The sequence below is a fragment of the Amycolatopsis sp. NPDC043885 genome (assembly GCF_056435685.1).
Window position 1 is genome coordinate 113120 of record NZ_JBWKEA010000008.1, and the last position, 23749, is coordinate 136868.

20 protein-coding genes are annotated in these 23749 nt (G+C 68.8%); 4 read left to right on the forward strand and 16 right to left on the reverse strand.

All coding sequences use genetic code 11. From position 1 onward, the window contains the following. Positions 1-8: 8 nt before the first annotated feature. From AC069I_RS23625 to AC069I_RS23675, 11 genes are all read right to left on the reverse strand, one after another. Complete coding sequence (locus AC069I_RS23625) at positions 9-1823, reverse strand: ABC transporter ATP-binding protein (protein WP_478266409.1); 1815 nt, start codon at positions 1821-1823, stop codon at positions 9-11. Then, entirely contained in the window at positions 1820-3364 is a 1545-nt protein-coding gene (locus AC069I_RS23630) for an alpha/beta hydrolase family protein (protein ID WP_478228570.1), read from the reverse strand. Before AC069I_RS23630 ends, AC069I_RS23625 begins: the two co-directional genes overlap by 4 nt. Continuing rightward, positions 3354-4139: a hypothetical protein gene (locus AC069I_RS23635; RefSeq protein ID WP_478228571.1), complete on the reverse strand. Its 786-nt coding sequence runs from the start codon at positions 4137-4139 to the stop codon at positions 3354-3356. Before AC069I_RS23635 ends, AC069I_RS23630 begins: the two co-directional genes overlap by 11 nt. Continuing rightward, complete coding sequence (gene adfB, locus AC069I_RS23640) at positions 4136-4354, reverse strand: actinodefensin-associated protein B (RefSeq protein WP_478228572.1); 219 nt, start codon at positions 4352-4354, stop codon at positions 4136-4138. Before adfB ends, AC069I_RS23635 begins: the two co-directional genes overlap by 4 nt. After that, complete coding sequence (locus AC069I_RS23645) at positions 4351-5814, reverse strand: hypothetical protein (RefSeq protein WP_478266410.1); 1464 nt, start codon at positions 5812-5814, stop codon at positions 4351-4353. The genes adfB and AC069I_RS23645 overlap by 4 nt, the downstream gene beginning before the upstream one ends. 3 nt (positions 5815-5817) lie before the next feature. Further along, a complete protein-coding gene (locus AC069I_RS23650) occupies positions 5818-6204 on the reverse strand; it encodes a hypothetical protein (RefSeq protein ID WP_478228574.1) in 387 nt (128 codons plus the stop codon). Positions 6205-6295: 91 nt separating this feature from the next. Beyond that, positions 6296-6466 (reverse strand): hypothetical protein, encoded by a 171-nt coding sequence (locus AC069I_RS23655; RefSeq protein WP_158509147.1) that lies wholly within the window; start codon positions 6464-6466, stop codon positions 6296-6298. A gap of 873 nt (positions 6467-7339) precedes the next feature. Then, complete coding sequence (locus tag AC069I_RS23660; protein ID WP_478228575.1) at positions 7340-8230, reverse strand: AurF N-oxygenase family protein; 891 nt, start codon at positions 8228-8230, stop codon at positions 7340-7342. After that, the gene (locus AC069I_RS23665; protein ID WP_478266411.1) at positions 8227-9108 is read right to left on the reverse strand and encodes a crotonase/enoyl-CoA hydratase family protein; all 882 of its coding nucleotides are present in this window, start codon (positions 9106-9108) and stop codon (positions 8227-8229) included. Before AC069I_RS23665 ends, AC069I_RS23660 begins: the two co-directional genes overlap by 4 nt. After that, the gene (locus AC069I_RS23670) at positions 9098-9697 is read right to left on the reverse strand and encodes a TetR/AcrR family transcriptional regulator (RefSeq protein WP_478231757.1); all 600 of its coding nucleotides are present in this window, start codon (positions 9695-9697) and stop codon (positions 9098-9100) included. Before AC069I_RS23670 ends, AC069I_RS23665 begins: the two co-directional genes overlap by 11 nt. A gap of 330 nt (positions 9698-10027) precedes the next feature. After that, on the reverse strand, positions 10028-13594 hold the full coding sequence (locus AC069I_RS23675) for a discoidin domain-containing protein (protein WP_478266412.1): 3567 nt from the start codon (positions 13592-13594) through the stop codon (positions 10028-10030). A gap of 221 nt (positions 13595-13815) precedes the next feature. On the opposite strand from AC069I_RS23675, the gene AC069I_RS23680 reads away from it, so the two are divergent. Further along, a complete protein-coding gene (locus tag AC069I_RS23680; protein ID WP_478228680.1) occupies positions 13816-15618 on the forward strand; it encodes a GTP-binding protein in 1803 nt (600 codons plus the stop codon). Between the two features lie 59 nt (positions 15619-15677). Next, positions 15678-16421: a GAF and ANTAR domain-containing protein gene (locus tag AC069I_RS23685; protein WP_478266491.1), complete on the forward strand. Its 744-nt coding sequence runs from the start codon at positions 15678-15680 to the stop codon at positions 16419-16421. Here the strand turns inward: AC069I_RS23685 and AC069I_RS23690 are convergent. Both AC069I_RS23690 and AC069I_RS23695 read right to left on the reverse strand, forming a co-directional pair. Continuing rightward, entirely contained in the window at positions 16418-17557 is a 1140-nt protein-coding gene (locus tag AC069I_RS23690; RefSeq protein ID WP_478228679.1) for a Gfo/Idh/MocA family protein, read from the reverse strand. The genes AC069I_RS23685 and AC069I_RS23690 overlap by 4 nt on opposite strands. Positions 17558-17644: 87 nt before the next feature. Beyond that, a complete protein-coding gene (locus tag AC069I_RS23695; RefSeq protein WP_478228678.1) occupies positions 17645-18016 on the reverse strand; it encodes a MerR family transcriptional regulator in 372 nt (123 codons plus the stop codon). Positions 18017-18080: 64 nt separating this feature from the next. Between AC069I_RS23695 and AC069I_RS23700 the strand changes: the two genes are divergently transcribed. Next, complete coding sequence (locus AC069I_RS23700) at positions 18081-19307, forward strand: MFS transporter (RefSeq protein WP_478231760.1); 1227 nt, start codon at positions 18081-18083, stop codon at positions 19305-19307. Here AC069I_RS23700 and AC069I_RS23705 read toward each other — a convergent pair. After that, complete coding sequence (locus AC069I_RS23705) at positions 19228-20124, reverse strand: LysR family transcriptional regulator (protein ID WP_478266413.1); 897 nt, start codon at positions 20122-20124, stop codon at positions 19228-19230. The two genes, AC069I_RS23700 and AC069I_RS23705, sit on opposite strands and share 80 nt — an antisense overlap. Positions 20125-20210: 86 nt before the next feature. Between AC069I_RS23705 and AC069I_RS23710 the strand changes: the two genes are divergently transcribed. Further along, positions 20211-21539: an aspartate aminotransferase family protein gene (locus AC069I_RS23710; RefSeq protein WP_478266414.1), complete on the forward strand. Its 1329-nt coding sequence runs from the start codon at positions 20211-20213 to the stop codon at positions 21537-21539. Positions 21540-21988: 449 nt separating this feature from the next. Here the strand turns inward: AC069I_RS23710 and AC069I_RS23715 are convergent, their stop codons facing one another. Continuing rightward, positions 21989-22792, reverse strand: coding sequence for an alpha/beta fold hydrolase (locus tag AC069I_RS23715; protein ID WP_478266415.1), 804 nt, complete (start codon positions 22790-22792; stop codon positions 21989-21991). A gap of 14 nt (positions 22793-22806) precedes the next feature. Next, positions 22807-23661: a bile acid:sodium symporter family protein gene (locus tag AC069I_RS23720; RefSeq protein WP_478228673.1), complete on the reverse strand. Its 855-nt coding sequence runs from the start codon at positions 23659-23661 to the stop codon at positions 22807-22809. Positions 23662-23749: the final 88 nt, after the last annotated feature.

Consider the following 23749-nt stretch of genomic DNA (forward strand, 5'->3'; position numbering starts at 1 on the left):
CCCTACACTCAGACGATCTCACTCTGCGTAGTCACGCGTCCCTCGTATCCGGCCGCCTGCAAGCGGAACAGCTTCGCGTAGATCCCGTCCGCGGCGAGCAGGCTTTCGTGGTCGCCCGTTTCGACGATCCGGCCGCGGTCCAAGGTGTAGATCCGGTCGGCCCCGCGCACGTTCGACATCCGGTGCGAGACGAAGAGGACCGTGCGCCCCTCGAACAGGTCGCGCAGCTTGTCGAACAGTTCCGCTTCCGCTTGGGCGTCGAGGGAGGCCGTCGGCTCGTCGAGGATGACGAACGGCGAATCGCGGTAGAACGCCCGCGCCAGCGCCAGGCGTTGCCATTGCCCGAGCGAAAGGTCGGTTCCGCCCGAGAATTCCGCGCCGAGCACCGTGTCGTATCCGTGGTCGAGACGCTCGGCGATCGTGTCGACGGCGGCGCTGCGCGCGGCTTCGGCCAGCCGCCGCGCCGGATCTTCCGCACCCGGCCTGCCGAACTCGATGTTGTCGGTGACCGTCAGCCGGTATTTGACGAAGTCCTGGAACAACACCGCCGCACGATCACGAAGGACCTCGGGCTCACGAACGGGTTCCCCGTCGATCGACACCGTGCCCGTGCTCGGCGGGTACAGCCCCGCGAGTACCTTCGCGAGGGTCGTCTTCCCCGATCCGTTGGTGCCCACCAAGGCGACTATCCCGCCGGCGGGCAGGTCGATGTCCACCCCACGCAGCGTCGGCTCCGACGCGCCGGGATAACGGAAGCCGACGCCGCGGGCGGTGAGCGATCCCGCCGACGCCCGCCGAGGTATTTCGGCCGCCTCCGCCGGTCGCGCGGCCGCGAAGAGCCGGAGATCCGCCAGGTAGAGGAGAACGTCGCCCAGCGCGGAGAACAGGAAGGTGATCGACTGCACCCGCGTGTTGAGCAGGAAGAGCCCCAGCAGGGCGGCGATCGCGGTGGGGACGTCGATCCCTCCAGAACCGACGTAGAGCCAGACGCCGCCGATGATCGCCACGGTGATCAGATCCCCGGCCAGCCTGGCGGCGATCTTGCGCTTGGCATGCCGTCGCTGCACCACCGTCGTGTCCGCGATTTCCTTTTCGTAGCAGGAATCCCAGCGGTCGAACAACGTCTGGCCGATACCGAACGCGCGGATCTCCTTCGCCTCGTCACGGCCGGTCAGCAGGCGTTCGAGGTAGTCACGGACACGGCGGTTTTCGGCGAGTGTCTCGTTGAGCCCGTAGCGCGCGTCGCGTTCCTGTTTGGCGGCACGGATCAACGGGATCGGCGCGAGCAGGCACAGCGGGAGCAGGATCCAGGTCATGGCCACGAAGGTGGCTCCGACCGCGATCAGGCTGAACGACGTCTGGATGATCGCGACAGCGGACGAGACCAGCGTGATCGGTTGCACGCGAGACGCGAAGACCGCGCGTTGGAGACGGTCGTAGAAGGCCGGGTCCTCGAAGGTCAGCAGATCCGTCTTCATCGTCGACCGCAGCACCAGGGAAAGGATGTGCCGATCCGTCTTGACCGCGAGAACGCGCTGCCACGACTGGGCGAGGCCACGGAAGGCACCGTTGATCGACATCAGCACCATGGCGGCCATCAGCAGCGGGATCAGTTTCGACCAGAGGTCGGCGCGGCCGTCTCCGCCGAGGCCGCCCAGCAGTTCCTTCGTGAACAGCATCACGAGGCTGAGGGTGGCGGCGGAGAACAGCTGGTGGACCAGGATCGCGGTGAAGCGTCTCCGGTCGGCCGCCCAGATCAGGCGCAGCGCGAAGACCGCCGTGCCGGCGAGGCTTCTGGTCGAGAGCCCCTTCGCGGCGGTCATCGCCCCGCCGGGGTTCGTTCGAGCACGTTCGCCAGCCATTCGGTCTGGATCCGGCGCAGCCGATCATGGGTTTCGCGGTAGCGGAAAGTGTGGCCCTCGCAGGGGAACAAGGCGAGTCGGGCTTCTCCTCCGGCGGCGACGAGTCCCTGGTAGAACTCGACGGCCTGGTCGGGATGCGTCGCGGGGTTGGCGTCGTCGAGACCGTGCGCGATCAGGACCGGCCGCCGGATCCGGTCGGCGAACAAGAGCGCGCTGAAGGCGTGGTAGATCTCGGGAATCGCCCAATAGGGCCGTTTCTCGTACTGGAAACCGCCGCAAACGCGTGTCCTGTTGTAGCAACCGCTCTGCGCGATACCCGCCGCGAGGGCGGGGAAGTGCGCCAGCGCGTAGAGGGCGAGCGTGGCCCCGAAGCTGTGCCCGGCGACGACGACCCTGTCACCGAGGTGTTCGAGACTCTCCCCGATGGTGCGCTCGAGTTGCCGGTGTACCTGTTCGAGGGTGACGTCACCGGGCCAATGCAAGGGCAGATCGAGGACGGCTTGACGGCAGTCCGCCCCCACGAACCCGTTCGGCGCGGGTGGCTCGGCCCGCAGCGGGCCGGACGTCGCTCGCAGCCAAAGCACCGTCGCGTCGACCTCGCCCGGCGGTGACACGGTCAGCGCCGCGTCGTGGAACCCCGTCGGAATCGTGACGACCCGTTCCGCGGACCCGGCCCGGGGAGTCCACGAAGGACGGACCGGGCGAGGCATCGGCCCGGCGCTGGGCGCCAGCGGCTCCAAGCCCGCTTCGGTCAGCCTGCCGACCGCCCAGGCCAGCCGCCGGGCCCCGGTGCCCGCACGGGCGCTCGGCCGCAGACCGGAGACGTGGTGGACGAGCACGGAGCCGTCGGTCCCCCGCTCGAGGTGCCGCACCAGAAGTGCCTCGGGGAGCAACGGACGCCCGGTGCCGCGGTTCAGGTCGAGTTCGATCGCCCGCGCCCCCACCGCTGCCAGCAAGGCTTCGATACCGGGCTCGAAGGACACGTAGCCGGGACCGGCGGCCTCGTAGACGAGCGGATCGGCCGGGGTCTCCGCCCCGGCCTTTTCGCTGTTCTCGGGGCAGAGCACCAGCAGGCGATCGCGGTCGAGCCAGCACAGGGGCGCGCCGGCGGCGTTACCGAACGTCGTGAGGGACGCGGCGACCCTGATCCCGTCCAGCTCGGTCACCGTGCGCGCGGCGCAATCCGCGATCCACGGGTGGATCCCGCCGGGACCGTGCGCCAAGCCGGCGAGCAGGGGGAGACGCGGATGCCAGGCGTACCCGAAGCCGGTCGCCCGGGACACCGGCGGACGCCACTCGTCACCGTCGGGATACCGCACCACGACGGAGAGGGGTTCGGCGCGATCCACCGCGAGCCCCACGAGGTGCGGGTCGAGTTCGAGACCGCACCATTCGCCGAGGTCGCCCCGGTGGTCCGCCAGGCTCGGCCACTCGGGCAGCGTCGTCCGCACCGAGAGCGAGCCGTCGCCGTGCGGATGGCCGAGCGAGTGGCTAACCGGCATGGGTCCCTCCGGGGAGGCGCACCACGATGCGGTCGATGAGCGCCTTGACGTCGCCGATCCCCGCGACGGCCGAACACACCGGCTCCCCGGCGGCGTCGAGGCCGGTCGCGGACGGCACACCGAGACCTTCGAAACCCGCCGGGCGTTCGTCGCCGGGGTTGAGCACCACGGTGGTGATCGAGTCCCGGCGCGCCGGCTCCATCCGGTCGATCAGGGTGTGCAGCGACCGGCACGCCGGGCACGAGCCGGAAACGTAGAGACGCACCCCGAAAACGGGTTCCAGGCACGGTGGGGCGCCGTCGCCCTCGGCCGCCCGCCGGTCCCAGTGACGCAGCACGACGACGAGCACCGCCGAACCGGCGACGCAGGCTGCGAGCCGCGGCAGCGGCGAAGGTTCGGCGAGGAAGGGCAAAGCGGCGGCCGAGACGACCGCGCCCGCCAGGTTCGCGCCGATATGCGCGCTGCCGACGGAGGCGAGGCGCGCGGCCCCGAAGCAGGCGCACTTCTGCCCGCGCAACTGATAGGCCACCACGGCGAGCACGGTGTAGGAGACCAGCCCCACCAAGGCGGCGAAACCGCCGGGCAGCGCGATGATCAAGGCCGCGGCGCCGATCTCTCCCGCGCCGACGAGCCGGGGTCCGTGCGGGGCGGCGAGGAGACGGGAACCGTACGGCCACGACAGTTCGGCGGCGGGCACGAACAGTTTGGAGAGACCGGCGACCACCAGGGGCGCGGCCAGCAGGCCGAACACGGCCTGGCCCAGTGCGGAGATCAACGGACGTCCTTTCGTTCGACCAGCCAGCCCGATGCGAGCAGGTCACGGGCGAAGCCGTCCTCCGGCTTCGTCTCCGGCGAGCCCAGCAGGTCCTGGACCACCACGGCCTGGGATTCGGTGCATTCGGCGAGTGCCAGGGTGGCGCCTTCGACCAGCACACCACCCCCGAACGGGAGCCGGGTGAACACGACCCCTTCGGCGAGTTCGTAGGTCATCGCTTCCTCAGCCACCTCTCCAGCCAGGTCAGGCGCAACAGCATCGGCGCGCGGTCCGCGGTCAGCACGGCGTCGTCGAGGATCCGGAGCACCGGCCGGATGTCGAGCAGTCCCAGGTCGGCGAGCACGCTGCCGTTCGAGAGTTCGATGGCGACCTTCTTGCGCTCGCGATGCAGGTGCCGGGCCGCGGCGGCACGCAGGGCGAACGCCGAAGACGCCTCGCGCACGGGCCCGGTGCCTTTCGCGAGCGCCTCGCGCATCGGGACCTGGTTGACGAAGAGACCGTCGCGGATATGGCCGAGGCGCCGCGAGTCGTAACCCGCGACCGACGCCAGTACCCCCGCGTCGAGACCGGGGACGATCGTCCGGTCTCCCGCCACGGCCAGCGCCCCGTTCTCCCACAGCCGTGCCTGTGCCCGTCCGACCGGCGCGGGAAGGTGGTCCAGGTAGGCCCGCCAGAGTGCGCCCGTCGCCAGCTGCGCGGACTTGAGCGCTTCCCGTCCTTCTTCGGTGAGCCCCGGCAGACCGTGCCCGCCGTGACCGGTGGCGGGAGCGGTGAGGCCCGGTTGCTCCTCGGCCGCACGGGCGGCCGCGGCGTTGGCGCCCCGGGTCTTGAGCGCGGCGAGCGCGGCGGCGACGTCGGGGAGCACACCGGTGGTGTGGAAGGGTTCGCAGGCCAGCAGATGCCGTCCACCGCGACCGACCTCGACCTCGGAAAGTGTCGTCGTGACCAGGCTTTCCAGCAGCGACCCCAGCACGAGCGGACGCTGCGCGAAACCCGTGAGGCGATCGACCAGATGGCGGCGCATCGCCAGTTCCGGGGTGGGCGGAGCCACTTCCTCCCCGGTGATCGTGTCCTGATCGAGTACCTCGGCCAGATCACAGGGGACGTGCTCGATCCGCTGCCCGGCGGGCGCCGGGAACGGCGGCCGGGGAGCGCCGCCGGCGTGGAAGAGCACGGGCGTGTGGCCGGCGGCACGCGCGCAGGTCGCGAGGAACGTCGAGGACAGGCCGCCGCTGAAGGCGATCCCGTAATCCCCGCCGAGTCCCTCGAGGTATCCGGTGACGGCTTTGTGCAGCGGCTTACGGGAGGGCACGACCTCGGATTTTCGCTGCCTGACGGAAACGCCGTCGACGCCCAGGGTCAGGTACGAACCGACCGTGAGGCGGTACACGCCCGCCATCGGGCTGCCGTCGGGAGGTTCGGGCAAGCCCTCGACGAGGGCGAGGAGCCGTCCGTGGTCGAGAGCGGCGTCGGAACGTGCTCGGAACGCCTCGACGTCTTCGCTGAATTCGATGCGGCCGGCGCCGATCCGGTAGAAGATCTCCCGCGACGTCGGTTCCGGTCGGCCGATCTCGAATTCGGAGGCGGTGGAACGCACGGTCAGGCCGGCCCGCGGATCGATATCCCCGCCACGGCAGACGATTTTCCCGTCGTCCAGCTCTATTTGCCTCAGCACGGCCTACTCACCCCCGTTCGACTGGAAAACGACGACATACTCTTCGCGAACCGGGACGGAGGTGCTGACCACGGCCTCTTCGCAGGAAACCCACGCGAAGAAACTGGCAGGAGCCCTCGCGGGGACTATCTCGCGACCGAGATTGAACGACGCGGGCGCACCCATGGCACGCAGTCCGGCGGTGAGGAACAGGGCGTCGTCGACGGGGTCGAGAAAGCCGAATCTCTTCCGCTGATAAGTGCGCAATCGGGCGACGGCCCGGGTGAGGTCGAAACGTCCGGCGCGGCGTCCCTCGAGAGCGGGCCAGCGCTCGATCCGATACCCACCCGCCGGATCACGGACGGATTCGACGAATTCTCCTGCCCGCCGCCCTGCTTCTTTTACTCTCACTGCCTTCATCTTTCCGTCACGGTACGTCCGGGAGAGGGGGCGCGGACCCGAGACCCGCGCCCCCCGTCAACTCACGTCAGGCTCGACCGGCTCAGATCTGCTGGCAGTGGAACCAGTTGCACAGGTGGCCGGGGCAGCACTGCGAGTCCCAGGCACAACCGTCACCCGGCATGCCACAGGCCTCCTCGACCACGGTCGGCTCCGCGTAGAGGTGCTGGAGCATTCCGTCGCCGAGCTTGGCACTGATAGTCACCTTGGGCATTCTTTCCTCCTTTTCACATGAGGTACCGACGGTCGGACCCCAAGTTTTCAGGGCACGCCGAATAGAGTTCGGAACGTGCGCACACGAGACAGTGTGAAACGCGAATATGTCGGCGATAGCCGCGCTTACCCGGACACACCTTCGGACAAGGCATGCATGGGCGTGAAAGATCCCCAGTTCGTCATTGTTGCGCGCCTTCCCCAGTATCGGCGAGCACTGCACACGAGCGCCCGACGGCGCCCGCGCTTGCTTCCCCAGTAATTCTTTGTTTTCCGGCCGGTGAATTCCCCGGCTTGCTTCCCCAGTACGTCTCGATTCAAGCTAGCACGCGGGATTGGCACCCGCAACAGAGTCGTTGTACCGATCTTCGGCGCAGGCATTACGACAGAATGCGCGCTTTGCGTGATCGGAAAATAAAAGGAACGCCCGCCGCGACAGTCTCCGCGGAAAGCGTACGACACGGAACGCCGACCCCCGAGGTCCGTCCGCGATCTTGACCGTATTGACCGGCTCCGCGAACAGGCAACTATCCGGTGAAGAGTTCACCTGCTTGGAGCAAAGTCACTGAGCGTCCACTCGTCGCCGCGCTCCGTGATCCGAACTCATCGGCGGATGATCGCGTCGCACCCGGAGTGTGTTCCTCGCGCGAGCCACCGGCGACGGCGCGAGGAGCCCGGCCTGATAGTCCACCGTGGACGATGTATTCGTCTTTTCTTTGTGCAGAGGGATGTTTCGTCGCCAGGCACCACGCGGACTTCGTCGGCGAAGGCCATCTTCGTCACGGGTTCGAAGGCCGCCGGGGCGGCGAAGTGGGCGAGGCCGGTCGCGGCGATGCCGAGGCCGAGGAGCTTGGACATGGAGTGCCTTCCTTGTTCAGTCGATGACGCCGGCGCGGCGCCAGAGACGACGGCTGGGGCCGCCGATGAGGCCGATCTCGGTGAAGTGTTCGACGGCCTTGGCTGCCCACGCCGCCTTGGTCCGGCGCCAGTGCGGGTTCGCGGCGGCGGCCTGGCGGGCTTCGCGGGGGTCGAGGCCGACGGAGGTGTATGCCTTGGGGTGCAACAACTCCGACGTCGCGACGTAGGCCATCCCGGCGATCGCCCAGCGGATCAGTTCGCGGCCGACGCGGCCGTGACGCGCCCAGGCCCGGCTCAGTTCGTCCTTGGCGAAGCTGATGTGCCGTGCCTCTTCGATGACGTGGATACGCGAGATCATCCGGATCATCGGCTGCAGGTTGTCGTCGCGCATCATCTCGCGTTGCATGCCGTCGGCGAGTTCCTCGACGTAGATGGCGCCGGCGAACAGCAGCGCCGGGCCGCAGATCGCGCCGAACACCTTGCCCGCGCGGTGCGCCGAGCGGCTCGGGCGCCGGACGACACCGCCGCTCTTCTCGATCGAGCGGGCGAACATGGTGCTGTGACGGCATTCGTCGGCGATCTCGGTAAGCGCGTACTGGGCGTTGTGCGTCGTCGGGTCGCTGTTGTAGACGTGGCGCACGAGGCCTTGCATGAGGATCAGCTCGAACCAGATACCCGACGCCGCCGCGGCCGCGGCCTCCTGACGGCTCAGCTCGGCGCGCTGGTCTTCGTCGAGACGTTCCCACAACTCCGTGCCGTACAGGGAACATCGCTCCGGTGCCTTGCCGTACGCCCCGTCGACGAGCGGCGCGAGCCAGTCGACGTCGACGTCCGGGTCGTAGGAGAGCCGCGCGGAGGAGCGCTGCAGGCGCTCGGCGACGCGTTCGCTTTCGGTGTTCGCGGTCATGACGACCTCCTCGGATCCTTGTGCTCGGGCAGCGGTCCGCCGCCGTCCGGGATGACCTGCCCGGAATCGCGGTAGGCCACCGCCTCGTGGAAACCATCGCGTTCGGCGAACTCCCGGAACCAGCGGCCTTCGGGGCTGTGCCGGGTGATGCCGTCGAAAAGCGTCGCGAGCGTCTGGGTGCCGGAAAGGCCCATGTTGTCGTAGGCCTGGTTGATCATCAGTTTCTGCATCACCAGCTGGTTCGTCGGCACGCCCGCCATCCGGTCGGCCAGTTCCTCGACGGCCGCTTCGAGCCGTCCGGGTTCCACCGCCTCGAGCGCGAGTCCCCATTCGGCCGCGGTGGCGCCGTCGATGGTGTCGCCGGTGAGCAGCATCCGCTTCGCCCGCTGAGCGCCGACGCGGTAGACCCACATCGCGGTCGTCGGGCAGCCCCACACCCGTGCGGGCGGATAGCCGATGCGCGCGTCGGTCGCCATGATCAGCACGTCGCACGACAACGCGATGTCGCTGCCGCCGGCGATCGCGTGGCCCTGCACCTGGCAGACGGTGGGTTTCAGCGATCGCCACAGGCTGAAGAAATCGTCGGTGTTGCGCTTCATCACCCGGTAGTCCTTGACCGGATCCCAGACCGGGCCCTGGTTCCAGCGGCCTTCGGCGTCGTCCTCGGCGAACTGCTTGAGGTCGTATCCGGCGCAGAACGACCGGCCCCCGCCGCGCACCACGATCACCCGGACCCCGTCGTCCTCGTTCGCCAGCTCCACGGCTTGGCGGATCTCGCGCGGCATGACGTCGTTGATCGCGTTGAGCCGCTCGGGGCGGTTCAACGTCAGGTAGGCCTTCCGGTCTTCGACGCGGTACGTGAGCGTCTCAAACGCCATCGGAACCTCCCAGCGCACGCAGGGTGAACGTGACCAGCTGCGGGATCGTGTCCGGTCCGCTTTCCCCGGCCAAGGGGCCGACCAGCATTTCCGCGCCCGCGCCGACCAGCGCCGCGGCTGTCGCTTCCGCGTCCTGCGGTGGCAGCAGTCCCCTCGCCACGCCGTCGGCGATGTTCGTGGCGATGACCTCGCGGAACGCGCGGCGGAACACCAGGCGCTCGGCCTCCACCACGGCGTCGACCGGCTCGGCTAGCAGCGCGTACGCCAGCCTCGGCGCCTTCAACGCCCGTCCGGCGAAGGTCTCGATGACGGCGACCACGCGCTCGCGGACGTCACCCTGGGACGCGGCGGCCTCGACGGCGTCGACCTCCCGGGAGACCACCTCGCGGAAGACTTCGACGACGAGGTCGGCCTTGGACGGGAACTGCCGGTACACGCTGCCTGTGCCCACGCCCGCCCGCGCGGCGACCGCGGCCATGGAGCAGCCCGCGTAACCGGTCTCGGCCAGCAGCGCGATGGCCGCGGCGAGTATCTCGCCTCGCTGCGAGTCCAGCCTGGCCTGTGTCTTCGGGGTCCGGCGGTACGGCATGCCAAGGAGTGAAGCACGGATTCCGCTCTTCAGTCCAGCCTCGTGCGTGGCAAGGACGGCTGTTGAGGGGTAAGGCGAATGTGGCATGGTCGGCGCAAGGTGGTCGTGAGTGGCGTTTCGGGTTCTAACGACCCGAAACACTCACGAGGGGACCTGGGCCAGCCTGAACGTGCCGTTGCCGGCGCTCTGGTGTCCGTGAAGGCCTCCTTCCCTACCTTGAGTGTAGGGAAGGAGGCCTTCACGGACCCGCGATCGACCGGCAGTCACCTCCGGTAGGTACTCAAGACACCGTTGGCTCTAACCCGAAACGCCACTCACGAGGCGGGGCACTCAGTCGCGGTCGATCGTGAACGTGCTCGTCGTGTTCCGGATGTCCTCGGCGTTGTCGCTCAGGGTGAGCCCGGTGAACGTCGCCGAGCCGACGGCCGGGCCCTGTCCCGGTTCCGGCAGCTCGTTGACCCAGATCCCGATCCCCGACTTCGCGTCGAACTCGTCACCGCTGCGGTGCGCGCCGGTGATCGACACGTTCGTCAGCACCGTGTCCTCGACCGGGTTCTCCGGACGGCTTCCGGTGTACTTGGTCTGGAACATGATGCCGCAGTAGGTCGGGCTCTGGATGTCCACATCGGACACCCGGATACCGCGGAACTCCTTGGAGGCGGAGAACATCCAGATCGCGGGGAACGTCTGCTGCCCCCAGAAATGGCCACCGGCGCGGACCAGTGACACATTCTGGACGGTCGTCGGCCGCGGGCCGAACCCCAGGAACGGGTAGCCGAAGTCGAGCGAGCTGATCGTGATCCCCGAGTACGTCAGCGTGTCCGCGATGTAGAGGTTGCGGAACGTGTTGCTGTATCCGCCGTACACCGCCAGCCCCGCCGCGCGCCACGGAAGCAGCACGGTCAGGTTCTCGAACACGTTGTCGTACTGGTTGCCCGCGTTGAGGTCCGTGGCGGCGAACAGCGCGAAACTGTCGTCACCGGTGGAGCGGGCCTCGTTGTTCGTGACCCGGTTTCCCGTGCTGCCGTTGGTGAAGTTGACCCCGTCGGCGAACATGTCGCGGATCCGCGAGTTCTTCACCGTCGTGTTGTCCACATTGGTCGCCCACAGCAGGCACATCTGGTGCTCCACCCAGATGTCGTCGATGGTCATGTTCGTGACGTTCGTGAAGTTGAAGACCTTGCCGGGACCGTCGATCCGGGAGGTGTGGTTCCCGAACACGGCGAACCCGCCGAACGTCGAACCGCTCGCGCTCGCCTGCGCGTCGAAGCCGATGTCGGTGTTCTCCTGCCCGCTCGGAGCGGTGAACCTCGTGAACCACGGCCCGGCGCCGAGCACCTTGATCGGCTTGCCGTACACGGTCACCTTGCTCGTCATCGGATACTGCCCCGGCGGCAGGAAGACACCGGTGAGGTTCGGGTCCTGGCGCACCTTGTCCAGCGCGGCCTGTACGTCCTGCTGCGTGAACCCGGCCGGGACGGCGTAGCGCGCCGGATCCGGATTCGCGGCCGCGGTGGCCAGCTCGAAGTTCACGAAGTCGATCGCGTAGTTCAAGCCGTTGCCTTCGTCCTTCTGCAGCTTGATCTTGTGCCCGGCGGGCACTGTGGTGCCGAGCAGCATGCTGGCCTCGTCGTAGATGTGACGAGCGGGCCCGGCTCCGGGAGAGTTCTGCGGAGAGGCTTCGGGACCGTAAAGCCACGCGTGGCGCGAGGTCAGGTCGATGGCCTTCAGGAACGTGCCGTCGACGTAGACGTTCAGCGTCGAGTTCTGCCCGCCGCCACCCGCGGCGTCCGGCATCGAGAACCGGGTCACCAAGGTGTTCGTGGCCGCGCGGGTGGTGAACTCGACCGAGGAGCCGGTCGAATTCAGCGTCACGGCCTTGCGGCCCGACGCCTCGCCCGCGAGATCGCCGATCTTCCGGTTCGGGCCGATCACGGACGCGCCGCCGGCGACCACGCCGTCCTCCGCCTCGTACAGGTCGTAGGGCATGTTCGCGCCGCGGCCGACGAACAGCGCTTGCGTACTGGTGTTGTTGCCCTGTTTGGCGGGCAGCTCGTTGGCGTCGTTCGCGACGACGGTCTTGACCGTGTACCGGCCGTTCCCGGCCGTCCAGGTGCCGACGTTCACCGGCGGCGCGGTGGCCCCGGCCGGGATCGCGCCGGTGTACGAGCCGGTGAGTGTCTTGACGACGGCACCGTTCTGGTCCGCGATCGTCACCGTGACGCCGTGGGCGCCGCCCGCCGAAGCGACCGTGCCCTGGTTGCGCACCGTGGCGGCGAAGGTGACGGTGTCACCGGCCGTCGGGTTGTTCGGCGACCAGGCGGTGGCCGCGACGAGGTCCGAGCCGGCCACCGGACCGACGACGAGCGCCGTCGCGCCGGTGTAGGAGTTGTTGCTCTCGTCCTGCTCGACGACGGAGTTGGCCTCGTCGACCTTCGCGGTGAGCTGATGGCTGCCCGTCTCCCTGGTGCCGATGTCCGCCGACACCGTCGCGGACGCACCGGCCGCGAGCGCGCCGACCTGCGCCGTACCGGCCTTCGCCGTGCCCAGGTAGAGGTTCACGTTCGTCGCACCCGAGGCCGCCGTTCCGGCGTTGCGGACGGTCGCCGACACGGTGATCGCGTCGGTCTCCACCGGGTTCTGAGGCGACCAGGACACCCCCGAGACCGTCAGATCGGGGTTCGGCGCGGGAACACCGAAGACCTGGAACTCCGCGGCCTGACCGCCGGGGGCACCGGAGTTGGCGGTGATCCGCAGGCGGACGTCGGCGGCGCGGCCACCGGCCGGGATCGTCACGGTGTTGCCGCTCGCGGGAGTGAAGGTGTACGTCTGCGCGGGCACCACTGTGGTGAACGCGGCCGCACCCTGGTCACGCCCTTCGACGGCGATCGTCTGCGTGCGCTGTGCCCACACGGGATCGGGGTTGAGCTTGACGACGATCCGGTCGAGGTCGGCGTTGGACCCGAGCGCGACGGTGAGCAGGTTCGGGTATGCCGCGCCCTCCCAATAGGTGGTCACGGAGTCGTCGTTGGCGTTGGCCGCGACATAACCGTGCTGCACCGAAGACGCCGTGATCGGCTTGCCCAGCGCGAGATTCGTCCCTGCCCTCGTACCGGTCCTCGTCACCGTGCCGCTGCTCGGCGACTGGTTGCCCGCCGCGTCGCGGGCCCGCACGGAATAGGCGACCGTCGCGCTCTCCGGCTGGTCGTCGGTGTAGGTCAGGACCTCCCCGGCGACGCTGCCGCGCGGCTGCCCGTTCGCGTACACGTCGTAACCCGTGACTCCGGTGTTGTCGGTCGACGCCGACCACGTGAGCCGGATCTTGCCGCTCGACGGCTCGGTGTAGGCGAGGTTCCCCGGCGCGGACGGTGGCTGCGTGTCCCCGCCCGCGGGAGCGCGCACCTCGAACTCCGAGAGCTGCGCCGCGGGCCAGCCGGTGTTGGCGGTGATGTTCAGCCGTACGAACCGGGTGTTCCCGGTGACGTCGAGGGTGACCGTGTTACCGGTCGCCGGGTCGAACCGGTGCCCGGCCGACGGCACGAGATCGCTGAAGCTCGTGCCGTTCGCGCTGCCCTGCACCGAGAAGGTCTGCGTGCGGGCTTCCCAGCCCGCTGGCAGTTTGAGCACGAGCCGGGCGATGTTCGTGGCCGCGCCGAGGTCGGCCTGGATCCATTGCGGGAACTGGTTGTTCGTGCTTTCCCAGTAGGTGGCTTGGTTGCCATCCCCGACGTTCGAAACGGCGTAGCCGGCCAGCTGGCTGCTGGCGGTGTACATCGCGTCGGCGGCTTCGGCGGCGGCAGGAGTCGCGAGGTTCGTTGGAGCTTCGCTCGCGGCTACGGCGGGTGGGGCCAGAAGAAGGGACAGGGCGGCGTACGTCAGAAGGCGCCTCGTTCTCATGACATTCCTCTGTTCCGGGAGGGGACTGAGCGGAATCTTCCTGACTCTTGTCATGTTCTTGCGCTGAAATGTTCAAGAATTACAGCCCACTGAGCGCCACAAGTCAACGCCCGGCTCCGGCGCGACCAGGTGCTTTCCCGGAAAGAAGGAGAACGGCGTGCGCCGAGCTGTCGAGTCCCCGAGCCGTACGGACCTTTCGACAGCCCTGGAGCCGTTCATCCATGGAGTACCTGAACCTGGGAATCCTCGCCCACGTCGACGCCGGTAAGACGAGCCTGACGGAGCGCCTGCTCCATCACACTGGTGCCATCGGCACCCTCGGTCGCGTCGACGCCGGGAACACCCACACCGACACGATGGAGCTGGAACGCCGTCGCGGGATCACGATCCGCTCGGCCGTCGTGGCCTTCCGCGTCGGCGACCTGCACGTCAACCTGATCGACACGCCCGGCCACCCGGACTTCATCGCCGAGGTCGACCGTGCGCTGCGGGTGCTCGACGGCGTCGTTCTGGTCGTTTCCGCCGTCGAGGGAGTGCAGGCCCAGACCCGCGTGCTCATGCGCGCGCTCGCCCGCCTGCGGATCCCCGTGCTGTTCTTCGTCAACAAGATCGACAGGGCGGGCGCTCGCCACGACGGCCTTCCAGCCGAGCTCGCCGAACGCCTCGGCGTCGCCTGCGTGCCGATGTCCGAAGTCGACGGCATCGGCACGGCGAGCGCGAAGGTCCGGCCGATCTCACCATCGCCCGGGCTGGCCGAACGACTGGCCGAGCACAGCGACGCCTTCCTCGCCGCGTATCTCGAAGACACCGTGACGGCCGAGGACCACCGGGCCGAGGTCGTCCGACAGACCCGGCTCAGCCACGTCTCCCCCGTATTCTTCGGCTCCGCGCGCAGCGGCGAGGGGATCGCCGAGCTGACTTCCGGTATCCGCGAATTCCTTGCCGGAGCGGCAAAACCGGTGCCGGACAGCCGGTTGCGCGCCACGGTGTTCAAAATCGAACGCGGCCGCGCGCACGAGAAGATCGCCTATGTCCGCGTGTTCTCCGGCGAGATCGGCGCGCGGGACCACGTCCGGTTCCACCGCCCGGGCGGGGCGGTCACGGCGGAAGGGAAGGTGAGCTCGGTGCACGTCTCCGAACTCGGCGACGAGACCGTCGAGGGCCGCGCGCGAGCCGGTCAGATCGCCAAGGTCACCGGGCTCAAGGAAATCCGGATCGGCGACCTCATCGGCGTTCCCGAGGGCGAGGACGCCACCACGCGGTTTCCGCCGCCCGCCTTGGAAACCGTGGCCAGCCCCGCCCTGCCCGCCCAAACGCCCGCCGTGTTCGCGGCCTTGCGGGAACTGGCGGAACTGGATCCGCTGATCACCGTCCGGCAGGACGACGAGACCCGCCGGATCTCGGTGCGGCTCCACGGCGAGGTGCAGAAGGAGATCATCGCGGAGACGATCGCCGCTCAGCACGGCCTCGACGTCACGTTCAGCCTCACCCTGCCGGTCTGTGTCGAACGGCCGATCGGCACCGGGCTGACCTTCGGCCTCGACGTCGAACTCGGCTCCCTCCCGCTCGCCTTCCACAAGGCCATCGAGGAGACCGTCGACGCGACGCTGCGGCGTGGCCCGTCCGGCCGGGAGGTCATCGACTGCGTGGTGACCGTCACCCACACCGGCTACTTCAGCCCGGTCAGCGCGGCGGGCGACTTCCGCAAGATCACCCCGTTCGTGCTGGAAGAAGCGCTCCGGGAGGCGGGGACCGAGGTGCTCGAACCGGTCAGCCGGATCGAGGTGGAACTGCCCGCCGATTCGGTGACCGCGACACTCTCCCGGCTGGTCGAACGCGGCGGCACCGTCACCGGCTCGGTGGCGCGGGGCGACCGGGCCGAGCTGACGGGTGTCCTGCCCACGGGAGAGGTCGCCCGGTTCGAGCAGCGGTTGCCCGGGCTCACCCGCGGCGAGGGCCTGATGAGCACCGAACCGGCGGGTCACCGGCCACGGGTTAGCCCGAATCGGCCAATGCCCGGCTAGCCGGAACGAGTACGTTCTTGGTGGTCGGCGAAATCCGTCGTCCGAGGGAAAGGGCCATGATGGATCAGTTTCGCGACACCGCTTCGGCGTTGCGGGAGCTCACCGAGTCGATGCGGCTCGACGAGCCCCGCGACGAGTTGCTGGAACGGGTGGCGAAGAAGGTGGTCGGGCTGCTGCCGGGCGCGGACGCGGCCACGGTGACGCTGTACTCCGACAACGAGCCGAGCACCGTCGCCGCCACCGACGAGTCCCTGCTGGCCCTGGACAAGGCGCAGTACAGCGCGGACGAAGGCCCCTGCCTGAAAGCCGCCGAGAGCGCGTCGATCGTCCGCACCCTGCTGGACACCGACGCGGCCGCGCGCTGGCCGGATTTCGCGGCCGCCGCCGACCAGCTCGGCGTGCGGACCGCGCTGGCCTGCCCGTTGTTCGTCCCCGGCGAATCCCACTTCAAGCGGCGCGAGACCGAGCCGCTGGCCGGTGCCCTCAATGTCTGGAGCTTCCAGGAGAACGCCTTCGACCCGGTCGAGGCGGCCCTGGTCGCGATGTTCACCTCGGCGATTTCGGCGATCATCCTGACCGCGTCCCGCTGGGCCGCCGCCGAACGACAGGCGGAGACCCTGGTCACCGCGCTGGAGACCAGGGACGCCATCGCCACCGCGAAGGGGATCGTGATGGCACGTCTGGAGCTGAACGCCGAGGAAGCCTTCCGCTGGCTTACCGAGGCGTCACAGCACACGAACCGCAAGATCCGGGAGATCTCTGTTTTGATCGCGGAAGACCCGAGAGCGGTTTTCGGGCGTTAGCCCAGCGAGACCCGGCGGTTCTCGCGCGAGGACTCCAGGCCGGCTTCCGCGAGCCGGATGCCGCGCACCCCCGCCATGAAGTCGTAGGGATGCGGCGCGTCCTCCACGACGTGGCGGACGAACTGCTCCCACTGTGCGCGGAAACCGTTGCCGAAGTCCTCGTTGTCCGGCACTTCCTGCCACTGCGAACGGTACGACCGCGTCTCGGCGAGGTCCGGGTTCCACACCGGCTTCGGCGTCGCCTCCCTCGGCTGGATGACGCATTTGTGCAGGCCCGCGACTGCGCTGCCCTTGGTGCCGTCGACCTGGAACTCGACCAGTTCGTCGCGGTGGACCCGCACGCACCAGGACGAGTTGAGCTGGGCGATGATCCCGCCTTCGAGCTCGAAGATCGCGTACGCGGAGTCGTCGGCCGTGGCGGCGTAGCGGTCGCCCTTCTCGTCGACGCGCTCCGGGATGTGCGTGACGGCCTTCGCGGTCACGGCGTTGACGGCCCCGAAGAGGTTCTCCAGTACGTAGTTCCAGTGGCAGAACATGTCGACGACGATGCCGCCGCCGTCTTCGGCGCGGTAGTTCCAGCTGGGGCGCTGCGCCGACTGCCAGTCGCCCTCGAAGACCCAGTAGCCGAACTCGCCGCGCACGGACAGCACTTGGCCGAAGAAGCCGCTGTCCATCAGGCGCTTCAGCTTGAGCAGGCCGGGCAGGTACAGCTTGTCGTGGACGACGCCGTTCTTGACCCCGGCCGCCTCGGCGTGCCGCGCCAGGGCGAGCGCGCCTTCGACCGACTCGGCCACCGGCTTCTCGGTGTAGATGTGCTTGCCCGCGTCGATGGCACGGACGATCGACTTCTCGCGGACCGCGGTCAGCTGCGCGTCGAAGTAGAGCGGGAGGTCGTCGTCGCCGAGCGCGGCGTCGAGGTCGGTGGTCCAGCGGGTCAGGCCGTGCCGGGTGGCGATCTCTTCGAGCTTGTCCGCGTTGCGCCCTACCAGGACCGGCTCCAGCTGAACCCGCGAACCGTCGGCCAGCTCGACCCCGCCGGCCTCCCTGATCGCCAGGACCGAGCGCACCAGGTGCTGCCGATAGCCCATCCGCCCGGTGACGCCGTTCATCACGACGCCGAGTTTCCGCGTGGTCATCCGTTCTCCTTTGAAAGCGCTTTCCTGCCCACATCCTGAAAGCGCTTTCTCGCCCTGTCAAGGCCGTGCGAGGAAAGTCCCTTCGGCTCAGGACGCCGGGTCGTAGGCGCGGACGGCGTCGAGGTACTCGGTGATGGCGTCCCGGTTGCGGAGCAGGCATTCGGCACGCCGGGTCATCCGGTCGCGCTCGGCTTCCAGGGTTCCGAGCATCTCCGGGGTCGCGTCCGGGAAGTAGATCTGCCGGGGTTTGTCCAGGCACGGCAGGATCTGCTTGATGATCCGGGTCGGCAGCCCGGCGTCGAGCAGGCCGCGGACCTGGATGACCCGGTCGACCGACGGCTCGGCGTAGTCGCGGTAGCCGTTGGGCAGCCGCTCCGAGACGATGAGTCCCTGCTCCTCGTAGTACCGCAGCAGACGGCGCGACGTGCCCGTCCGCTCCGACAGCTTCCCGATCCGCATGTGCGCCACCTCACCCCGGCCGACTTGACCTTCACATCTATGTGATGGTTCGAGCATACGGAGCATGACCGCGAAACTCCCACTCGGCGCGCTGCTCGCGCTGACCACGGCGGCGTTCGTCACCGTCCTCACCGAAGCCCTGCCCGCGGGGGTGCTGCCCGCGATGAGCGCCGGCCTCGGCGTCGGCGAAGCGGCGACCGGGCAACTGGTGACGGTGTACGCCCTCGGCACCGCGCTGACCGCGATCCCCCTGTCCGCCGCGACCGCGGGCTGGCGCCGCAAACGCTTGCTCCTGACCGGAGTGGCCGGTTTCGCCGTCGCCAACACGGTCACGGCGCTGTCCACGAACTATCCCCTGACCCTCGGCGCGCGGTTCGTCGCCGGCATCGCGGCGGGCGTGGTCTGGGCCCTGCTGGCCGGCTACGCCCGGCGGCTGGCGCCGGAACCGGTGCGGGGCAAGGCGATCGCCGTCGTGATGACCGGCATCCCGCTCGCGCTCTCGCTCGGCATCCCCGCCGGCACCTTCCTGGGCGGCCTCTTCGGCTGGCAAGTGACGTTCTCGCTCATGTCGGCGCTCGCGCTCGGCCTGCTCGGCTGGATCGCGCTGGCCGTCCCCGACTTCCCCGGGCAGGACAAGGGCGGCAGGCTCCCGGTGCGCCGGACCCTCGCCGTGCCCGGCGTGGCCGCGGTCCTGTTCGTGACGCTGACGTTCGTGCTGGCGCACAACATCCTCTACACCTACATCGCCACCTTCCTCGGACACGTGTCGATGGGCGGCTCGGTCGATCGGATCCTGCTGGTGTTCGGGCTGGCGTCGATGGTCAGCATCTGGTTCGTCGGCCTCTTCATCGACCGCCGGCTGCGTCCGCTGACCGTCGGCGGCACCCTTCTCGTGGCGCTCGGAGCGACGATTTTGGCTCTGCCGGGTGAAAACCCGGCACTGGTCTATCTCGCGGTGACACTGTGGGGGCTCGGCTGGGGTGGCATCCCGACGCTGCTGCAGACCGCCGCCGCGCAGGCGGGCGACAAGGGCGGCGCGGCGGACATCGCGCAGGCCATGCTGGTCACCCTGTGGAACGCGGCGATGGCGGGCGGCGGGATCGCCGGTGGCGTCCTCCTCGACGGCTTCGGCGCGGGGTCGTTCCCCTGGAGTGTCCTGGTGCTGCTCGTGCCGACGCTGGCCGTGGTGCTGGTGGCGCGGCGGCACGGGTTCACAGCGGCAGTTCCGGATGACTCCGGATCGCCTCGAGAACCAGGTCGACGGCGGCGCGAGGCGCGGACCCGCGCCTGATCGCCGCGGTGATGGAGCGGTCGACCGGCGTCGCGAGCTCACGGGTGGCGACGCGGTAGCGCCGGTCGACGGCGAGGCCGGGCAGGAGAGCGATCGAAAGCCCGGCCTCGACGTGCTGCAAGGTCATCATGTAGTTGCTGAACCGGGCGATCACGCGCGGCTCGAAACCGGCTTCGCGGCAGAGCCGGGTGGCGAGGTTCGCCATGTACGACTGGGGGACGTCGAACGCCCAGGGCTCGCTCGCGTAGGCGGCGAGGTCGGCGGGGCCGCGGCCCGCGGCCGGATGACCGGGCGGGACGACGAGCACGATCGGGTCGGTCGCGAGCGGTACGAGTTCGACGTCGGGCCCCAGCGGCTGCTCGACGAAGTCCGTGGTGGTGATGATGACGTCGGCGTCACCGACGCGGAGCGCGGGCATGCTCACGTGCGGTTCGAGTTCGAGCAGTTCGATCTGCAGGCGCGGATGCGAGCGCGCCAGCCGGTTCACCGCGGGGACGGCGATGGTGTGGATCGAACTCTGGAAGGCGCCGAGGCGGACGAGCCCCGCCGGTCCCTCACCCAGACCGCGCAGCTCGGCCTCGACGGTGTCCATGTGGTCGAGGATCTCCCTCGCGCGGCGGGCCAGCATCCGCCCGGCCGGGGTCAGCCGGACGCGGCGACCGGTGCGCTCCAGCAGCTGCGTGCGCGTCTCGGCCTCGAGGACCGCGAGCTGCTGGGACACGCTCGACGCGCTCAGGTTGGCCGCTTTCGCGACCGCGCGGACGGTGCCGAGCGTGTCCAGCCTGCTCAGCAGGCTGAGCCTCCAGGGGTTGAGCATGGCGCCATTGTTGTACGGATCAGCCGCACAGCACAGCCGGAATCGCGAGATGGACGTGTCGCTCGGCGGGGACTTACCGTCGAGACATGGCTGCTCCCATCACCGACCTGTCCACCGCCGACCGTTTCTGGGCCGACGCCGACCGGCACCTCGTGCGCTACGCCGGGGCCGGCGACTTCACCCGCGAGATCATCGACCACGCCGCCGGGAGCTACCTGTTCACCGAGTCCGGGCGGCGGATCCTCGACTTCACTTCCGGGCAGATGAGCGCGATCCTCGGGCATTCGCATCCCGAGATCGTCGAGACCGTACGACGGCAGATCGGCTCGCTCGACCATCTGTTCAGCGGGATGCTGAGCCGCCCCGTCGTCGACCTCGCACGACGATTGGCCGAGACTTTGCCGTCACCGCTGGAAAAGGCGCTGCTGCTGACCACCGGCGCGGAGTCGAACGAGGCCGCGATCCGGATGGCGAAACTCGTGACCGGGAAGCACGAGATCGTGTCGTTCGCCAGGTCGTGGCACGGGATGACGCAAGCGGCGGCGAACGCGACCTACAGCGCGGGCCGCAAGGGATACGGGCCGACCTCGCCCGGCAACTTCGCCATTCCCGCGCCGAACGCCTATCGGCCGGACTTCCTCACCCCGGAAGGGGAACTGGACTGGAAGCGGCAGCTGGACTTCGGGTTCGAGATGATCGACGCCCAGTCCGTCGGCAGCCTCGCGGCGTGCATCGTCGAACCGATCCTCAGTTCGGGCGGGATCATCGAACCACCGGTGGGGTATTTCGCCGCTCTGCGAGAGAAGTGCCGCGAACGCGGGATGCTGCTGATCCTCGACGAGGCACAGACCGGCTTGTGCCGCACGGGAAACTGGTACGCGTTCGAACGCGACGGCGTCGTCCCCGACATCCTCACGCTCTCCAAGACGCTGGGCGCCGGACTCCCGCTGGCGGCGGTGATCACCAGCGCGGAAATCGAGCAGGAGGCGCACGACCGCGGCTACCTGTTCTTCACCACGCACGTCGCGGACCCGCTGGTGGCGGCCGTCGGGAACACCGTGCTCGACGTCCTCACCCGCGACCGGCTCGACGAACGCGCCACCGAACTGGGTGCCTTCCTCCGCCGCGGTCTCGACGACCTCGCCGCCCGTCACCCCGTCGTCGGCGACATCCGCGGGCGCGGTCTGCTGGTCGGCGTGGAACTCGTCGTGGACCGAGCCACGAAACGCAGCTCCGACGAACTCGGCGCGCTCGTCACGCGGCGGTGCCTCGAACTGGGGCTGCACATGAACATCGTGCAGTTGCCGGGGATGGGCGGGGTCTTCCGGATCGCTCCCCCGCTGACCGCGACCGAGGACGAACTGGCGGAAGGGCTGGCCGTGCTGGATCAGGCGATCGGGGAAGCAAGCACGTAAGAGGCAAAGTCGGTCGTGGGGCGCGCTGGTCGTGAGTGGCGTTTCGGGTTCTATAGAGAGGTAAGGCAAACGTGGCGTGCCGAAGTCGGCGGCAGGAGCGGGACTCGTCGAAGAGGCACCTTCCTGACTGTCCATAAGGGACGTTTTCCGAGGTGTCAGTGCCCGAGTTGAGCGATTCGCGCGGTTTGGCGAGGGGGTCGTGAGTGGCAAAGAGGGTTATTGAGGGGTGAGGCAAACGTGTCGGGTGCGGTGGGCGGTCCGCTCATGGCCGCCTTCGATCGTGTCGCGAAAGCCACGTCGACGGCGTAGCGAAGGGCCCCATCCCTACCTTCAGAGTAGGCAAGGAGGCCTTCACCACCACCCGGGTCGATCACTTTGAACTGACGGTGCGAAAGTGGCTTTCGCAACACGCCACATTTGCCTTACCCCTCAACAACCCGAAACGCCACTCACGACCCACTGAACTCGCGAAGCAACCGAGCGACCTCGCCCGGCCGCTCCAAGAACGGCGAGTGCCCGGCGTCCTCCACGACCTCCACGCGGGCCCCTGCCGCCGAGTACCGCGCGAAAGTCTTGTCACAGTCGTAAAAACGGTCCCGTCGCCCGAGAATCACCAGGCACGGCAACCCCAAGGCCGCCACTTGCGCATCGAGAGGACGAAACGCGAGTAGTCGCGCACGTTCCACGAGCACCACCCGGACCATCGCCGGCGCGGTGACGGCGTGATCGGCCAAGTCCCGCAAGGGATCGTCGAACCAGCCGCCTCGGCGGAACCGGGAAGCGAACCGGACCCATCGCCGATCGGCGACCCGCCGCACCAGCGCGCTGACCATCGGCAGCAGCACCGAACTGCCCGGTGGAAAGGACGCGTAGCTGTAGTCCGGCGCCTGTCCGATCAGCACCAGGGAACCGACTCGCGGGGAGATCGCGGCCAGCGCCAAGGCGACGTCCGCACCGAAAGAGTGCCCGGCGACCAGGACATCCTCGACGCCCAGCGCATCGAGGACGGCGGCCACCATGCGCCCCTGCGACGCCGCGTCGAAACCCGACGAACCACCGGTGCACCCATGTCCCAGCAGATCCACCCGGATCACCCGATGTCGCGCGGCCAGGCCGAGGGTGAGCCTGTCGAACCAGTGCACCGACCCGCAATACCCGTGCAGCAGCACCAACGGCGGCCCGGCACCGTCCTGCCGGACGTGGACGGCGACGCCGTTCACGTCGAGGAATTCACCGATGGGGGAACGAGGCACTCCCCCAAATTAGCTCAGACCGGCGCGCCCTCCCTGCTGCGGGACAACAGGAACGCCGCGATCCCGGCGGGAAGGAACATGAGCACGCCGTAGATCCCGGCGGGTACGGCCATCGCCTTGTCACCGAGCACGGAAATCGCCACCGCGATCGCGAGCGTGGCGTTGTGGACACCGATCTCCATGGCGGACGCGATCGACTGCCCGCGGTCCACCCGGAACAGCCGCGGCACGTAGTACCCGATCACGAGGCTGAGCACGGAAAGCGCCAGCGCCACCGGACCGAGCGTCCAGATGTTGTCCACCAGCGTCCGGAATTCCTGCGCGATCGCCGCCGCGATCACCAGGACGAGCACCACGGCGGAGCCGATCTTGACCGGTTTGCGCATCCGCTCGGCCCAGTCGGTGAACCGGTGCCGCACCGCCATCCCGATCACGACCGGGATCAGCACGATCGCGAACACCTGCACGAACTTCGCGGGCTGGAGCCCGACCGAGGCGCCGCCGTCGAGGAATTCGGCCATCGACAGGCCGACCACCAGCGGCAGGGTGAACACGGCCAGTACCGAGTTGATCGCCGTGAGCGTGACGTTGAGGGCGACGTCGCCGCCGGCGAGGTGGCTGAACAGGTTCGCCGAGGTCCCGCCGGGCGAGGCGACGAGCAGCATCATGCCGACCGCGAGCACGCCTTCGAGGCCGAACACCACGATGAGGCCGACGCAGATCACGGGCAGCACGATCATCTGGCACACCAGCGCGATGACGGCTGCCTTCGGGTACTTCAGCACGCGCGTGAAGTCGCCGACGGTCAGGGTCAGCCCCAGCCCGAACATGACGAGTGCCAGCGCTACCGGCAGGAGGATGGAAAACATCGCCGAACCCATCGAGGGGCCTCCGTCCGATATGCCCTTTTCAGCTCGGCAATCGTGTCAAGCGGCGTGAACGGGGTCAAGGTACCGA

Excerpts from the sequence above, each read along its gene's own strand:
- AC069I_RS23655 (WP_158509147.1), bottom strand. The coding sequence starts at position 6,466 with ATGCCCAAGGTGACTATCAGTGCCAAGCTCGGCGACGGAATGCTCCAG.
- AC069I_RS23685 (WP_478266491.1), top strand. The coding sequence starts at position 15,678 with ATGGATCAGTTTCGCGACACCGCTTCGGCGTTGCGGGAGCTCACCGAG.
- AC069I_RS23680 (WP_478228680.1), top strand. The coding sequence starts at position 13,816 with ATGGAGTACCTGAACCTGGGAATCCTCGCCCACGTCGACGCCGGTAAG.
- AC069I_RS23710 (WP_478266414.1), top strand. The coding sequence starts at position 20,211 with ATGGCTGCTCCCATCACCGACCTGTCCACCGCCGACCGTTTCTGGGCC.
- AC069I_RS23630 (WP_478228570.1), bottom strand. The coding sequence starts at position 3,364 with ATGCCGGTTAGCCACTCGCTCGGCCATCCGCACGGCGACGGCTCGCTC.
- AC069I_RS23670 (WP_478231757.1), bottom strand. The coding sequence starts at position 9,697 with ATGCCGTACCGCCGGACCCCGAAGACACAGGCCAGGCTGGACTCGCAG.
- adfB (WP_478228572.1), bottom strand. The coding sequence starts at position 4,354 with ATGACCTACGAACTCGCCGAAGGGGTCGTGTTCACCCGGCTCCCGTTC.
- AC069I_RS23690 (WP_478228679.1), bottom strand. The coding sequence starts at position 17,557 with ATGACCACGCGGAAACTCGGCGTCGTGATGAACGGCGTCACCGGGCGG.
- AC069I_RS23695 (WP_478228678.1), bottom strand. The coding sequence starts at position 18,016 with ATGCGGATCGGGAAGCTGTCGGAGCGGACGGGCACGTCGCGCCGTCTG.
- AC069I_RS23720 (WP_478228673.1), bottom strand. The coding sequence starts at position 23,661 with ATGTTTTCCATCCTCCTGCCGGTAGCGCTGGCACTCGTCATGTTCGGG.
- AC069I_RS23665 (WP_478266411.1), bottom strand. The coding sequence starts at position 9,108 with ATGGCGTTTGAGACGCTCACGTACCGCGTCGAAGACCGGAAGGCCTAC.
- AC069I_RS23705 (WP_478266413.1), bottom strand. The coding sequence starts at position 20,124 with ATGCTCAACCCCTGGAGGCTCAGCCTGCTGAGCAGGCTGGACACGCTC.
- AC069I_RS23625 (WP_478266409.1), bottom strand. The coding sequence starts at position 1,823 with ATGACCGCCGCGAAGGGGCTCTCGACCAGAAGCCTCGCCGGCACGGCG.
- AC069I_RS23660 (WP_478228575.1), bottom strand. The coding sequence starts at position 8,230 with ATGACCGCGAACACCGAAAGCGAACGCGTCGCCGAGCGCCTGCAGCGC.
- AC069I_RS23700 (WP_478231760.1), top strand. The coding sequence starts at position 18,081 with ATGACCGCGAAACTCCCACTCGGCGCGCTGCTCGCGCTGACCACGGCG.
- AC069I_RS23675 (WP_478266412.1), bottom strand. The coding sequence starts at position 13,594 with ATGAGAACGAGGCGCCTTCTGACGTACGCCGCCCTGTCCCTTCTTCTG.